The following is a 14466-nucleotide window of genomic DNA, read 5'->3' as shown; positions in this document are numbered from 1 at the left end:
ATTTTTAATTCACCCCCCCACCACCCAAATAACCCCCAAATTTTAAAAAATCCCCCCCACCCCCCCCCCCCCCCCCCCCCCCCACCCCCCCGCCCCCCCCCCCCCCCCCCCCGGGCCCCCCCACCCTGGTTGCTGTTCCGGGCCGGGCACACAGCCTAAAAACGGCGACCGCCGACGGTCGCACCCTCCCGAACGCGCTGCCGCGGGTGGCCCGTTCCGGCCGCTCCCGTCGTCATCACGGAGCCGAGAATGATCGCGGCAGCCTTTGAACGCTTCCTCTCTTCGGATCCTTTCCGCGGCCGCGTTTCTCGCCGCGGTCGGCATCGGTCACGACGTCTGACCGAAGGAGAAACCTCTGGATCCAGCATTTCGGTACCGGCGAGTCCGACGTGATTTCCCACTGACCTTCTGACAAAGTGCACTCCTGCTTTGTTGCGTTTAACGAACATGGAGAGCCAGTCATGGCGAAGTCGCCGGGCTTCGCCCCGCGAAGCGCCGGCTGTTCAAGCGACTCGGCACGCGTACGGGGCGGGAACCGCAACGCGTTCTCTTTGTGCCGGCAGATTCTCGCTGCTGATTTTCACGGCGCCGCCGCTCGCCCGATCCAGGTCTGAAGTCCGCGTACGAAGAGAGCCGCCCGTGCCGCAGAGAAGTCGGAGTGAGAAGAACCAACTGACAGTTTTTCACCTGGTCCAGCCGGTGGACGGGGGAGTCGCACGCCTCGTCACCGACCTCCTCAGGGCGCAGGTCGCCGAAGGCCTTCTCACTGTCCTGGCCTGCCCTCCCGGCGGGACGCTCGCGTCGGACGCCGCGGCGGCCGGCGCCCGGGTGCACACCTGGTCCGCCGTAGGGGCCCCGGGCCTCCCGCTGGCCGGCGAAGTCCTGGCCGCAGCCAGGCTCATCCGCCGCAGCAGCCCCCATCTCGTGCACGCGCACAGCGCCAGGGCCGGGCTCGCCGCGCGGCTCGCCGTACGCGGACGTGTGCCGACCGTCTTCCAGCCGCATGCCTGGTCCTTCGACGCACTGGAAGGGCGCGCCGCCGGACTGGCGCTGAAGTGGGAGCGGTACGGGACCCGTTGGGCCACCCGGACCCTGTGCGTCAGCGAGGCCGAGCGAAGTGCCGGGGAGCAGGCCGGAATCGCCGCCCGCTGGGCCGTCATCCGCAACGGCATCGACCTGAGCCACTTCAGCCCCGAGGACACGGTGAGCGGCGCGTCCGCGCGGGCCGCTCTACCGCAGCTGGACCACATCCCGGCCGCCGCGCCCCTGGTGGTCTGCGTCGGCCGGCTCTGCCGGCAGAAGGGCCAGGACATTCTGCTGCGAGCCTGGCCGCAGGTGAGCGCGGCCGTGACCGATGCCCATCTGGTGCTGGTCGGGGACGGGCCCGACCGCGAGGCGCTGACCCGGCTCGCCCCGCCGGGCGTGGTGTTCGCCGGGGAGTGCCGGGACACCAGGCCATGGTTCCGGGCGGCGGACGTGGCCGTGCTCCCCTCTCGCTGGGAGGGCATGGCGCTCGCCCCGCTGGAGGCGATGGCCTCCGGCCTGCCGGTCGTGCTGTCAGACGTCAGCGGGGCCAGGGAGAGTTTGCCGCCAGGCCACGAAGCTTTCGGACTCGTGCCGCCCCAAAACCCGCCCGCCCTCGCGGCGGCGCTCACCACGCTGCTCACCGGGCCGGAACTACGGCAGTCCCTCGGCCGCCAGGCCCGGACCCACGCACGGGCGACACACGACGTGCGGGAGACCGCCGCGGCGGTCTCCCGCCTCTACCGGGAACTGCTGCACCACCTGCCTCCGCGTCAGGAACTGCTGGGCCCGGCTCGACACACGACGAGGAGGCGCACCCAGCGATGACCACGAGGAGCGCGCCGGCGCTTCGTTGGGGTGTTCGTGCCCCAACTGCCCGGGCGTGGAATTGCGTTCGCGCGGCACGCAGCGGTCGGGCCGGCGCCGCGCACCCGTCGGCGCGCCCTCTCCCCGTCGGCCAGGTCTGCCCCGGACACCACCCCCTCGACCGAGAGAGCAAGCCGATGACCGACTCGCCCCAGCAGGAGCCCGCTGTCCCCGGATCGTTGTCGCGACGAATCGGCGCACTCCTCGCGAGGATCACCCCACCGCCCAACTGGTGGGCGCTGCCTGCCTGCGTACTCCTCGGCACGGTCTGCGCAGTCGTCTGCGGCGTGTTCGCGGCACCTCAGTACGCGGCCGTCAGCCATGTCGTCGCCGTGTCCGACGCGGACGTTCAGCCCGGTGCGGCCCCCGGCTTCTCCCGGGGGACACCGCCGGCCGTGCCCGTACCCGTCGGCGAGCGGGAGCTGGTGTGATGGCCGGGGAGCGAACGGTCCTCTCCGTAAGGCTGTGCCGCGATCCCCGCGACTTCGCCGGACTCCGGCCGGAGTGGGAGGCGCTGCAGCGCCGGTGCGCCACGGCCACGCCCTTCCAGAGCCACGCCTGGCTCCTCTCCTGGTGGCTCTCGTACGGCAGTGGCGACCGGCTCCGTGTCGTCCTCGTACGCCGTGGCGGACGTCTGATCGCGGCCGCGCCCCTGATGCTCGTACACCGTCCGCTGCCGCTGCTCGTGCCGATGGGAGGCCCGATCTCCGACTTCGGCGACATCCTCGTGGACGACGAGCACACGGAGATCGCGGTCACGGCGCTGGAGCGGGGGCTGTACCGCGCCGCCCGGCACGCGGTGATCGAGCTGCGCGAGGTACGGCCCGGGGCGGCGGCCGAGCGGCTGTACGAGGCGTGGACGGGTGCGCGCCGACGGCTCACGGACTCGGTCTGTCTGGAACTCCCCGCCGCTCCGGTCGAGGAGCTCGTCAAGCGGCTGCCGGCCGGCCGGGCGCTGCGCCTTCAGGCCGAGCTGCGCGAGATCGACGCGCTGAAGATCGAGAACTACGCGGTGCCCGAGCACGAGGTGCCCGCGGCCGTCGACCATCTGCTGCGGCTGCACGAACTCCAGTGGCGGGGACGGGGGGTGACCGTGGAACACCTCAAGCCGCGCTTTGCGGAGCATCTGGCGCGGGCGACGCAGCGAATGGTGCGGGACGGCGAGGCCTCGCTGACCGAGTTCCGGCTGGACGGCGAGGTGGTCGCGGCCAATGTGGCGCTGCAGTCGGGGTATCTGACGGGCGGCTATCTGCACGGCGCGCACCCGGGGCTGCGGGAGAAGAAGGTCGATGTGGCGACAATGCTGCTGCGGCACGACGCGGAGCTCGCCGCGCGCACGGGCCGGCGGGTTCTGAGCCTGCTGCGGGGGGACGAGGCGTACAAGAGCCACTGGCGTCCGCGGGCCGTCATCAACCAGCGGCTGCTGCTGGCCGGGTCCGGTCTGGAGCCCGTTCTCCGGCTGCGCGCCGCGCAGGCGGAGAGGCGCGAGAGCGGGGCGGGGGCCGTGAAGACACGGCTCCGCGGCGCGCGCGGGTGGCGTGGGCGCCTGAACGACTGGCGGGCGGCCTAGCGCGGCCCGGCAGCGTCGCCCGGGCTGTGCGCCCGTGATCGTTGGCGTTGTCAGGCCGGATGCGGGTCGTGGAGCCAGCCCCTGCGCTGCGTCGGTGGCCCGGGGCGGGCGTCGGTTTCGCCCGTCGGCCGGGGCGGATAGTGAGCGAGGCGGGTCCACTCGATGTCGGGCCGGCCCGGCAGGGTGCGGCCGGCCGCTGCCCACTCCCGCTCGAGCTCTTCGTAGATCGGGCTGGTGCCGGCGGGCGGACTCGTCGGATCCGGGGCTGAGAGCGTCTGGACGCGCTGCCATCGAGCAGGCGCGGTAGTCCTTGCCATAAGCGGCAAACGCGCGCCCGCGGGCGAAGTCACTGCGAGGGTGCGGAACGGGGGGACAGCAGGAACGGTTTTTCGACCCTGGCGCGCGTGTCGGTGAGGTTCGTGCCGACAACAGGGTGCAAAGTGGGGTGTTTTGCTCGAGGTGCGGTGGTGATCGTGATGATACGGAAAACAGTCCGCGAGGAGGGTCGAGGCGACACGTGGCGTCCGCTCCGCTGCCGTCGGTGCCGATCGCGGGCGTGACTGCCTGTCAGAACGGTTGCGGAGCCCGCGGGTCCCGCGCTCGCCTGACCGGATTCCGTACCTTGTCGACCGACACGAATGCGCCAACAATGCGCATGACAAACCGAAGACCCTTCGGTCACTGAAGTCGCAAGAGGGGACCCCCACATGAACAAGCCTCTCGTCGGCGCGCTCCTCGCCCTGGCACTCCTCGGGACGGGCGCGGCACCCGCGATCGCGGTCACCACCGCCGACGCGGCACCGGCCGCCAACTCCACCGCACCCCAAGCCGACGTCAAAGCAGTCGACTTCGCCGGGACGGTGGCGCTCAGCAACTGTTCCGGATCGGTGGTGCGGATGCCCGCATCGGAGCCCGACGACCCCGCCCTCGTACTCTCCAACGGGCATTGCATCGAGAGCGGCTTCCCGGCCGCCGGCGAGGTCATTGTCGATCAGCCGTCGAGCCGTACTTTCGGCCTTCTCAACTCCGCGGGCAGCAGAGTCGCCACGCTGCGCGCCAGCAAGATCGCATACGCGACGATGACGGACACCGACATCTCGCTGTACCAACTCACCCGCACCTACGCCCAGATCCAGAGCAGCTACGGCATCAAGGCGCTCGAGATCAACGCCGCGCACCCGGTGCAGGGCACCGCCATCAAGGTCGTATCCGGGTACTGGAAGCGGATCTACAGCTGCAGCATCGACGGCTTCGCGTACCGCCTCAAGGAAGGTGAGTGGACCTGGAAGGACTCGGTCCGCTACACCTCCAGCTGCAAGACCATCGGCGGTACGTCCGGCTCGCCCGTCGTCGACAACGCCACCGGCAAGGTCGTCGCGGTGAACAACACCGGCAATGAGGACGGTCAGCGCTGCACCGACAACAACCCGTGCGAGGTGGACGAGAACGGGAACGTGACGGTGCGCGAAGGCATCAACTACGGGCAGGAGACCTACGGGATCGTGCCGTGTGTCGGCCTCGACAACAAGATCGATCTGGGGCGGCCGGGCTGCGCGCTGCCGAAGCCGTAACGCCCACGGTGCCGTGACCCGGCCCGGGGTCACGCCCGGACCTCGGGCCGGGGTCCCGGGGGCGGGAGGCTCCCGCGCCTGGCCATCCGTTCGTATGTTCGAATATCGAGGTACCCTGGAGGTATGGCAGCACACCTCCAGGGTTCGCTCTTCGACCAGACCGACGAGATCCGTCTCGGTCCGCTGAAGGACATACGGCGGACCGTGCTCGGGGACGGGGCGTGGATCGACGTCCTGCCGGGATGGCTCGGCGGGGCGGACGCGCTGTTCGAGGAGCTGGCGTCCGGTGTGCCGTGGCGGGCCGAGCGGCGCCAGATGTACGAGCAGGTGGTGACGGTGCCGCGGCTGCTCGCCCACTACCGGGAGGACGACGCACTGCCGCACCCGGTCCTGGACGAGGCTCGCGCCGCCCTCTCCGCCCACTACGCCGATGAGCTCGGCGAGCCCTTCGTCACGGCCGGACTCTGCTACTACCGCGACGGCCGGGACAGCGTGGCCTGGCACGGTGACACGGCAGGGCGGGCATCCCGGGAGGACACCATGGTCGCGATCGTCTCCGTCGGTGCCCCGCGCGATCTGGTGCTGCGGCCCAGGGGCGGCGGCCGGCTCCCGGTGCGCAGGCCGCTCGGGCACGGCGACCTCATCGTGATGGGCGGCTCCTGCCAGCGGACCTGGGAGCATGCGGTGCCGAAGACGGCGCGTTCGGTGGGGCCCCGCATCAGCATCCAGTTCAGGACGCGGGGCGTGCACTAGCCGGGGCGGCGGTCCGTTCGGCGGACCGAGCGGCCGGCCAGCACGTCCGTACGCCGGCCGTCCTCGATCACGAACCTGCCGTCGATCAGCACATACGGGATACCGGTCGGCAGCGTACGCGGGGACTCGAAGGTCGAGCCCGCCGCGACCGTGTCCGGGTCGAAGAGGACCAGGTCCGCGCGGTATCCCTCGCGGACCAGGCCGCGGTCCGGCAGGCGCAGGCGGGCCGCCGGGCGGGAGGTGAGGTGGGCCACCGTCTCCTCCAGGCCGAGGACGCCCAGCTCTCTCGCGTAGCGGCCGAGATAGTGCGGGAACGTGCCGTACGCGCGCGGGTGCGGCTTGTCGCCCTGGAGGATGCCGTCGCTGCCGCCCGTGTGCACCCGGTGGCGCATGATCTGCCGGACGTTCTCCTCGTGGCCGACGTGCTGGAGGATCGTCGAGCCGAGCCGGTCGTCGATGAGCAGCCGGCGGGCGGTGACCCACGGGGCCTCGCCGCGCCGGGCCGCCGACTGCGCGATCGTCCTGCCGACGCAGCTCGCGAGCCCCGGGTCGCTCACGCCCGAGATCTCGATGGTGTCCCACTCGATGGGTACGCCGTGGCAGCCGTCCGCGCCGATCTCCTCCATATGGTGGCGGATCTTCTCGGCGGTGGAGTCGTCACGCAGGCGCGCCAGGACCGCGTCCGGGCCGCCCTCGCCGGCCCAGCTCGGGAGCATCGCGGCGAGCGTGGTGCAGCCGGGGGTGTACGGGTACGTGTCGAGGCTGATGTCCGCGCCGGCGGCCAGCGCGTCGTCGAGCAGCGCGAGCAGATCGGGAGCCCTGCCCTTGTTCACGCCGAAGTTCATGGTGGCGTGGGCGAGATGAAGGGCGCAGCCGGCGTCGCGGGTGAGGGAGACCATCTCCTCGTACGCCTGGAGAGCCCCGGCTCCGTACGAGCGGTGGTGCGGGCAGTAGTAGCCGCCGTAGTGCGCCACCACCCGGCAGAGCTCGGTGAGTTCGGCGTCGCCCGCGTACATGCCCGGGGTGTAGGTGAGGCCCGAGGACATACCGACCGCGCCCTGTTCGAGACCTTCGGCCACGAGCTGCTTCATCCGGGCGAGCTCGGCGGGGGTCGCGGGACGGTCGTCCCAGCCCATCGCGTACATCCGGACCGTGCCCTGCGGGACGAGGTACGCGGCGTTGACGGCGATGCCCTGCCGGTCGAGCCGGTCGAGGTATTCGCCGACGGTACGCCAGTCGAAGTCGATGGTTGTGTCCCCGGGCGCACCGCCGTTCCAGCCGGTGATCGCCCTGCGGACCTCGGCGAGGGTCGGGTCGTCCACCGGCGCGTACGACAGGCCGTCCTGGCCGAGCACTTCGAGGGTGACGCCCTGTGCGGCCTTGGCCTCGTGCGCGGGGTCGCGGAGCAGCGCGAGATCGCTGTGCGCGTGCATGTCGATGAAGCCGGGGGACAGGGCGAGGCCGTGCGCGTCCAGAGTGCGGTTCCCGGGCAGGGCGGGATCGCCCTCACGGCGCACGGCGGCGATACGGCCGCCGTCCAGGCCGACATCGGCGCGGTACGAGGGTCCGCCGGAGCCGTCGATGACGCGTACGTCGCGGATGACGAGGTCCATGGCCCGCCCTCTCAGAAGAAGGTGCGGATGTAGTCGGTGACCGTGCCGTCGGCCTCGACCAGCGGGATCAGCTGCCACTTGTCGAAGCTCGTGCACGGGTGGGACAGGCCCATGCCGACCCAGTCGCCGACCTCGAGCTCGGCCTCCGCGGTCGTCCGGACCCAGCCGTGCTGGTCGGACAGCCCGCTGATCGTGATGCCGTGCGCCGGGCGGATCTCACCGGTGCGGCCGTCGCGGACGACCTGGGCCTCGGGGAGATCGAGGTCGTATGCCGCGTCGCGCTTGCCCGCGTTGACGAACGCCTGGTCGGGGGAGGGGCGGGAGACGACCTGGGCCCAGAGGCGGAAGGCCGGCTGGAGGGCGCCCTCCTGCGGGATGCGGTTGAAGGGGGTGAGGTGGCGGTAGTGGCCGTCGTCGTGCGAGACATACGCGCCGGAACGCAGCAACTTCAGTACGGGAAGGGAGAGTTCGGGGATGTCGGCGAAGACCTCCGCGACCGCGTCGAACCAGGCGCTGCCGCCCGCGCTGACGACGATCTCGTCGGTGGCGGCGAAGCGGCCGGCTTTGTCGAAGTCGGCGGCCAGGGCGGTGAGGCGGCGCAGCCAGGCGTGGACGCGGTCGCCGTCGGCCTGCGGGACCTCGCCCTCGTAACCGGCGACGCCGACGAGGCGGAGGGTCGGGGCGGCGGCCACCGCGTCGGCGACGGCCGCGCAGTCGGCTTCCGTACGGGCTCCGGTCCGGGCACCTTCGCCGGCGCCGAGTTCGACGACGACGTCGAGCGGGCGGGACGCGCCCACCTCGCCGAGGGCCGCGTCCATCAGCTCGACTCCGCGTACGGAGTCGACGTAACAGATGAAGCGGAAGCCGGGGTCGGTGTCCAGCTCCTGCGCGAGCCAGCGCAGGGCGGCCGCGTCGACCACCTCGTTGGCGAGGAAGATGCGCCGGATCCCATAGGCGCGGTAGACGCGGACCTGGTGCGGGACGGCGGCGGTGATACCCCAGGCGCCGTACTCCAGCTGGCGGGCGAAGAGCTGCGGTGACATGGAGGTCTTGCCGTGCGGGGCGAAGACGAGGCCGTGGCGCTCGGAGTAGGTCTCGAGGAGGGCGAGGTTGTGCTCGACGGACTCGGCGGACAGGGCGAGTACGGGGGTGGTGAAGCCGCCGGTGAAGAGGTTGCGGCGCTCGGCCGCCAGGGCGCCGACGGTCAGGCCCGCGGTCTCGGCGTCCGGGGGGAGGGACTTGAAGCGGTGGTCGACCGGCTCGTCGGCGAGCCGCTCGAGTCGTCCGGCCGCGGTGTCGTCGGTCTCGGCAGCATCGGTGGCGCGGGCAGCCATGGGGCCTCCTCGGGAGATTGCCGTGCAGTGCGTACATTCTGCGCGTTGCATTCCCTGCAACACCCATTGCGTACTTCGCTTATCGCTGTCTAACATCCGAGCCACGCCGGGTCAATGGTGTCCGGCGGCCGACCAGCGAGGAGCCTGAGCGACTGTGACCGCGACCGTGCCCGGATCCGTCGACGCCGTCTGTCTTGGCGAGTCCATGGTCACGTTCCTGCCGACGCGGCCGGGGCGCCTCGCCGCTGTGCCGTCGTTCGTGCGCGGCATCGGGGGGGCCGAGTCCAACGTGGCGTGCGCTCTGGCGGCGTCCGGACACAGCGCGAAGTGGGTCGGGCGGGTCGGCGCGGACGGCTTCGGTGAGCATCTGGTCGCGGCGATCGCGTCGTACGGCGTCGACACCTCGGCGGTGCAGCGGGATGCGCACCGCCCGACGGGGATCTACTTCCGCACGGCGGGCGAGCGCGCGACGGGTTCGCAGTCAGGCTCGCAGCCGGTTCCACGGCCGGGTTCGCTGCCGGGTTCGCTGCCGGGTTCACGGCGCGAGGAGCGGGACCACGCCGAGGTCCTGTACTACCGGGCCGGTTCGGCGGCGTCCGCCATGTCCCCGGCGACGATGCCGTACGACGACCTGTGGTCCGGACGGATCCTGCATCTGTCCGGGATCACGGCGGCGCTCTCGGCCAACTGCCTCGCCCTGATACGCGAGCTGACGACACGTAGGCCGGGCCGCCCGCTCGTCTCGTTCGACGTGAACTACCGCGTGAACCTGTGGCGCGAAGCCGAGGACCCGCGGGTGCTCCTGCAACTGGCGCGGGGCGCGGACATCGTGTTCGTCGGCGAGGACGAGGCGGAGGCGGCGTGGGGCCTGCGCGGTGCGCCGGCGATCCGTGCGGCGCTGCCGGAGCCGGAGGCGCTGGTCGTGAAGCAGGGCGCGCAGGGGGCGACGGCGTACGTCCGCAGTGGACCCACCCGCGACACGGTGACCTTCGTGCCCGCCCTCAGTGTCGACGTCGTCGCACCCGTCGGCGCCGGAGACGCCTTCGCCGCCGGGTTTCTCTCCGCCACCCTGCGCGGCCTGTCCGCCCGGGCCCGGCTGCGGCACGGGCATCTCATGGCGGCCGCCACCCTCACCGTCGCCACAGACCTCGCCGCGCCGCCCGAGCGCGCACACGCCGACCGGCTCGCCGCACTCGGCGCCCGCGCCTGGGGCACACTGCGACTCGGCCCCGGGTGGACCGCGGGCCCCGCGCAGGACCCGCAGGACCAGGTGGAGGTACGTACCGTATGAGCCAGACAGTCGACCGCGCGCTGAGCATCCTTCCGTTGCTCGCCGAGGGACCCGCCGACCTCGGACAGGTCGCGGAACGCCTCGGCGTACACAAGTCCACGGCGCTGCGGCTGCTCCGTACGCTCCATGAACACGGACTCGTCTACCGCCAGCAGGACCAGCGCTACCGCCTCGGCGCCCGCCTGTTCGCGCTCGCGCAGCAAGCCGTCGAGAACCTCGACGTACGCGAGATCGCCCACCCCCACCTCGTCGCGCTCAACGAGCAGATCGGGCACACCATCCACCTCGCGGTGTACGAGGAGAGCGAGGTTCTCTACATCGACAAGGTGGAGAGCCGCTATCCGGTCCGGATGTACTCCCGGATCGGCAAGCCCGTCGCCATCACTGTCGCGGCCGTCGCCAAGCTGCTGCTCGCCGACCTCCCCGAGGCCGAGCGGCGTGCACTCGCCGAGAAGCTCGACTACCCCATGTACACCTCCCGTTCGATCCCGAACCACGTCGCGTTCCTCAAGGAGCTCGCCGCGGTGCGCGAACAGGGCTGGGCCACCGACCTCGGCGGCCACGAGGAGTCCATCAATTGCATCGGTGCCCCGATCCGCGGTGCGGACGGCCGGGTCGTCGCCGCCATGTCGGTCTCCGCGCCGAATGTCGTCGTCACCGCCGAGGAACTCCTCACCCTCCTCCCACTGGTGCGCCGCACCGCCGACGCCATCAGCAGGGAGTACTCAGGCAGCGTCAGCCCCTAGCCGCCGGTGGAAAGGCACCCTCCGACCCTGCCGGTCGCACACCCCTCAGAAGAAGGCATGCCCATGACGGACAAGACCGCGATCACCCCGAGCACCCACACCGCACCGCCCGCGAGGTTCTCCCACGGCGTCCGCAAGGGCAACATCCTCCAGGTCGCGGGCCAGGTCGGCTTCCTGCCCGCCGTCGAGGGCCGGCCTCCGACGCCCGCGGGCCCCACGCTGCGCGAGCAGACTCTCCAGACGCTGGCCAACGTCAAGGCTGTGCTCGAAGAGGGCGGCGCGAGCTGGGACGACGTGATGATGACCCGCGTCTACCTCACGGACGTGGCCCACTTCGCCGAGATGAACGAGATCTACAACGCGTACTTCGAGGAGCAGGGCCTCAAGGAGCCCGCCTCCGCCCGTACGACCGTGTACGTCGGCCTGCCCAAGGGCCTGCTCATCGAGATCGACGCCCTGGCAGTCCTCGGCTGACCTTCGGCTGATCTCGCACTACTCCGCTCTTCACGGCGCGGCGCTCTCCCCCCGAGTGCCGTGCCGTGATCCCCCACGCCCAAAATCCCCGAACAACGAGGTCCCCGCCATGCTGCTCGCCGCTGACGCGCCACCAGAGACCCCACCCCACACGGGCGGTCTGCTCCTGCTCATCGACGGCACCGCCGGTCTGCTGACCGTCGCCGCCCTCGGTATCGCACTCCTTCTCTTCCTGATCATCAAGGTCAGGCTGCAGCCGTTCGTCGCACTGCTCGCCGTCTCGATAACCGTCGGCCTGGCCGCCGGCCTTTCCGTCACCGAACTCTTCGGCACCGTCCAGAAGTCGGCCGCCGTGTCGGTCATCGAATCCGGCATGGGCGGCATCCTCGGACACGTAGCGATCATCATCGGTCTGGGCACCATGCTCGGCGCGATTCTCGAAGTGTCGGGCGGCGCCGAGGTGTTGAGCTCGCGCCTGCTGAACCTCTTCGGCGAGCGGCGCGCCCCGCTCGCCATGGGCCTCACCGGCCTGATCTTCGGTATCCCGGTCTTCTTCGACGTCGGCATCTTCGTCCTCGCGCCGATCGTGTACGCCGCCGCGAAGCGCTCCGGCAGGTCCATCCTGTTGTACGCGATGCCGCTGCTGGCCGGTCTGTCGATGACCCACGCCTTCCTGCCGCCGCACCCCGGCCCGGTCGCCGCCGCGGGCCTGCTCCATGTCTCGCTGGGCTGGGTCATCCTGATGGGCATCGTCGTCGGCCTCCCCGCGGTCCTCGCCGCCTGGGGCTACGCCGCCTGGATCGGAAAGCGCCTGTTCGTCGGGGTCCCGCAGGACATGCTGGAGGCCGCGGAGGAATCCAAGGCCGCGGTGCTCGCAGAGCAGACCGCCGCGGGCCGCACGCCGCGGGAGCGCCCGGTCGGTCTCGGCACGGTCCTGGCCATCATCGGTACGCCGCTGGTCCTGATCCTCGCCGCCACGTTCTCCTCCATAGCGCTGGACCCCTCAACGCTGCGCTCGGTCGTCGAGTTCTTCGGCAACCCCTTCGTCGCCCTGACGATCGCGCTGCTCCTGGCGTACTACCTGCTGGGTTTCCGGCGCGGCTGGTCCCGCAAGTCCCTGGAGTCCGTGTCGACTTCGTCGCTCAAGCCGGTCGGCAACATCCTGCTCGTCGTCGGCGCGGGCGGCGTCTTCGGAGCCGTACTGAAGGCGAGTGGTGTCGCGCAGGCGCTCTCCGACACCTTCAACGGCATCGGGCTGCCGGTCGTCGTCCTCGCCTATCTGATCTCGCTGGTGCTGCGCGTGGCGCAGGGCTCGGCGACGGTCGCGATCGTCACCACGGCGGGCATCGTGCTGCCGTTGGTCGAGAACGGCCACCACTCGCAGGCCTTCCTGGCGCTGGTCATCATGGCGATCTCGGCCGGTTCGATCTTCGCCTCGCATGTCAATGACGGCGGCTTCTGGATCGTCTCGAAGTACTTCGGCATCACCGAGCGCGACACGCTCAAGTCGTGGACGGTGCTGGAGTCGGTGCTGTCGGTCGCGGGCTTCGCGGTGGCGGCGGCGCTGAGTCTGGCCGTCTAGCCAGCGGATGTGAAGGGGTGCCCCGGGGCGGACAGACTCCCGGGGCACCCCTGACGCGCCGGTCCTCAGACCGGATCGTCAGCTCGTGCAGTACTGCTGTTCCTTGCCGATCGAGCGGTACATGCAGTCCGAGTTCTCCAGCAGCTGGAGCACCGCGTCCCGGTTGCGGCTCGTCTCGCGCTCGATCACCTCGTCGGGCGGGTAGAAGCCGCCACCGCCGAAGCCCGTCGGGTACATCTCGAAGGTGTACGAGAAGATCCTCTGGTTGCCCCACAGCCAGTCGTCGATCGAACCGTCCGTGATGTAGAGGTCGCTGGACTGCTCCGGGGTGTAGCCGTTGCTCGCGGCCATCTTCTTGCCCACCGTGGCGAAGGCGTCCCGGTCGTCCTGGGTCATCCCCGGAGCGGTGTCGGAGTTGGTGTAGCCGAACGGCCAGAGCACCAGCTCGCTGTACGTGTGGAAGTCGATGCCCGTCCTGATCTGCTGCTTGCCGCCGACGATCCGGCTGCGGGCGAAGTCGGCGACCACCTTGACCTCGGGCGCGGACTCGGCCCGCGCGCCGCGGTAGGTCTCGGATCCGGCGGAACCGGAAGAGCCGCCGCAGCAGCCCCACTTGTAGTTCCAGTTGCGGTTGGTGTCCGTACCGATCGATGTGGAACCGGAGTTGGGCTGCCGGTTCTTGCGCCAGCTGCGGTAGGAGCCGGTGGCGATGTCGTACTCGCCGCCGTCCGGGTTGACGTCGGGAATGATCCAGATCTCGCGGCCGTTCACGGCGTTGGTGATGCGGGAGTCGGTTCCGTAGTCCTCGCCGAGCTCGCGCAGCAGATACAGCGCCATCTCGACGGTGAGGTGCTCGCGCGCGTGCTGGTGGTGGGTGAAGAGCACTTCGGGCTCGTTCTCGTCCGTCGCGACGTTGTCGCTGACCTTGACGGCGATGATGTCCCGGCCCTGGTAGCTCTTGCCGATGACGCGCTTGCTCATGATGTTCGGGTACTTGGCGATCCGCTGATCGATCTCGGCGGTCGCCTCGGCGTAGTTGTGATAGCGCGAGTCGGCCGACGGGAAGTCGAAGGGCTTGCGCGCCACGCCGCTCCTGGTTCTGGCCGGGGGAGCGGGCAGAGCGGCGATCTTGTATCCGAGTGCGCGCAGCCGCTTCGCCTCGGTGGCGGTGGCGCTGACGACGAGGGAGTGCTCGTCGGCCTCGTCGACCGAGACGCCGGTGGCGGCGATGGCGCTGCGGGCGGCGGCGGTGGCATGGCCCCGGATCTCGTACTGGAGGATCTGCTCCTCCTCGGCGGCGGCCGAGGCTGTCGCGTCGGGGGTGTCGGCTCTCGGGGGCGAGGCGTTGGCGGTGAACGGTGCGGCTACTGCGAGCGCGAGCAGGGCAGCGAGGGTGGCGGTCTTCCTGCCGCTCGGCAATCCGTTGCCGCCGCCGCGTGGGCGAAGTCGCATGCTGTCTCCTGGGTATGGAGTGTGGGGGGTTACTCAGTTGCGACGCACGTGGTGCGGGTGTGTGCGCACATCTTGAGGGGATGGCATGACCCGGTCAAGAGCGCGCTTCAGCCATCGGCACGCTACCGCGAGGAAGAGCCGAAACGTCGGACCCCTTTGCGTGATCACCCGTACGCCGCCCTGGTGATCC

General features: G+C 70.7%; 12 protein-coding genes. 9 read left to right on the top strand and 3 right to left on the bottom strand.

Annotated elements, in window-relative coordinates; all coding sequences use genetic code 11:
- The first annotated feature begins 639 nt into the window (after positions 1-639).
- The 5 genes from ACWDZ6_RS11140 to ACWDZ6_RS11120 all read left to right on the top strand — a co-directional run bounded on the left by ACWDZ6_RS11140 (position 640) and on the right by ACWDZ6_RS11120 (position 5784).
- Positions 640-1851 (top strand): glycosyltransferase family 4 protein, encoded by a 1212-nt coding sequence (locus ACWDZ6_RS11140; RefSeq protein WP_451502630.1) that lies wholly within the window; start codon positions 640-642, stop codon positions 1849-1851.
- Positions 1852-2027: 176 nt separating this feature from the next.
- Entirely contained in the window at positions 2028-2321 is a 294-nt protein-coding gene (locus ACWDZ6_RS11135) for a hypothetical protein (RefSeq protein WP_451502629.1), read from the top strand.
- Positions 2321-3460 (top strand): GNAT family N-acetyltransferase, encoded by a 1140-nt coding sequence (locus ACWDZ6_RS11130; RefSeq protein WP_451502628.1) that lies wholly within the window; start codon positions 2321-2323, stop codon positions 3458-3460. The genes ACWDZ6_RS11135 and ACWDZ6_RS11130 overlap by 1 nt, the downstream gene beginning before the upstream one ends.
- A 707-nt stretch (positions 3461-4167) precedes the next feature.
- Positions 4168-5031 (top strand): S1 family peptidase, encoded by an 864-nt coding sequence (locus tag ACWDZ6_RS11125; RefSeq protein WP_451502627.1) that lies wholly within the window; start codon positions 4168-4170, stop codon positions 5029-5031.
- 123 nt (positions 5032-5154) lie between these two features.
- Positions 5155-5784 carry an alpha-ketoglutarate-dependent dioxygenase AlkB gene (locus ACWDZ6_RS11120; RefSeq protein ID WP_366734372.1) on the top strand — a complete coding sequence of 210 codons (630 nt, stop codon included), beginning with the start codon at positions 5155-5157 and terminating at the stop codon, positions 5782-5784.
- Here the strand turns inward: ACWDZ6_RS11120 and ACWDZ6_RS11115 are convergent.
- Together ACWDZ6_RS11115 and ACWDZ6_RS11110 are read right to left on the bottom strand one after the other, a co-directional pair.
- Positions 5781-7397 carry an N-acyl-D-amino-acid deacylase family protein gene (locus tag ACWDZ6_RS11115; protein WP_451502626.1) on the bottom strand — a complete coding sequence of 539 codons (1617 nt, stop codon included), beginning with the start codon at positions 7395-7397 and terminating at the stop codon, positions 5781-5783. The genes ACWDZ6_RS11120 and ACWDZ6_RS11115 overlap by 4 nt on opposite strands.
- Before the next feature lie 11 nt (positions 7398-7408).
- Positions 7409-8731, bottom strand: coding sequence for an amino acid deaminase (locus tag ACWDZ6_RS11110; protein WP_451502625.1), 1323 nt, complete (start codon positions 8729-8731; stop codon positions 7409-7411).
- Between the two features lie 205 nt (positions 8732-8936).
- Here ACWDZ6_RS11110 and ACWDZ6_RS11105 point away from each other — a divergent pair, with 205 nt between their 5' ends.
- From ACWDZ6_RS11105 to ACWDZ6_RS11090, 4 genes are all read left to right on the top strand, one after another.
- Positions 8937-10022, top strand: coding sequence for a sugar kinase (locus tag ACWDZ6_RS11105; protein ID WP_451502693.1), 1086 nt, complete (start codon positions 8937-8939; stop codon positions 10020-10022).
- Positions 10019-10768 (top strand): IclR family transcriptional regulator, encoded by a 750-nt coding sequence (locus ACWDZ6_RS11100; RefSeq protein WP_451502624.1) that lies wholly within the window; start codon positions 10019-10021, stop codon positions 10766-10768. The genes ACWDZ6_RS11105 and ACWDZ6_RS11100 overlap by 4 nt, the downstream gene beginning before the upstream one ends.
- Before the next feature lie 63 nt (positions 10769-10831).
- Positions 10832-11242 carry a RidA family protein gene (locus ACWDZ6_RS11095; RefSeq protein WP_451502623.1) on the top strand — a complete coding sequence of 137 codons (411 nt, stop codon included), beginning with the start codon at positions 10832-10834 and terminating at the stop codon, positions 11240-11242.
- Between the two features lie 109 nt (positions 11243-11351).
- A complete protein-coding gene (locus ACWDZ6_RS11090) occupies positions 11352-12824 on the top strand; it encodes a GntP family permease (protein WP_451502622.1) in 1473 nt (490 codons plus the stop codon).
- Between the two features lie 78 nt (positions 12825-12902).
- On the opposite strand, the gene ACWDZ6_RS11085 is transcribed toward ACWDZ6_RS11090, so the two are convergent.
- On the bottom strand, positions 12903-14276 hold the full coding sequence (locus ACWDZ6_RS11085; RefSeq protein WP_366734379.1) for a M14 family metallopeptidase: 1374 nt from the start codon (positions 14274-14276) through the stop codon (positions 12903-12905).
- Positions 14277-14466 lie beyond the last annotated feature (190 nt).

This window comes from Streptomyces sp. NPDC002926 (assembly GCF_053591755.1).
This window is presented reverse-complemented; position numbering and strand designations above follow the sequence as displayed.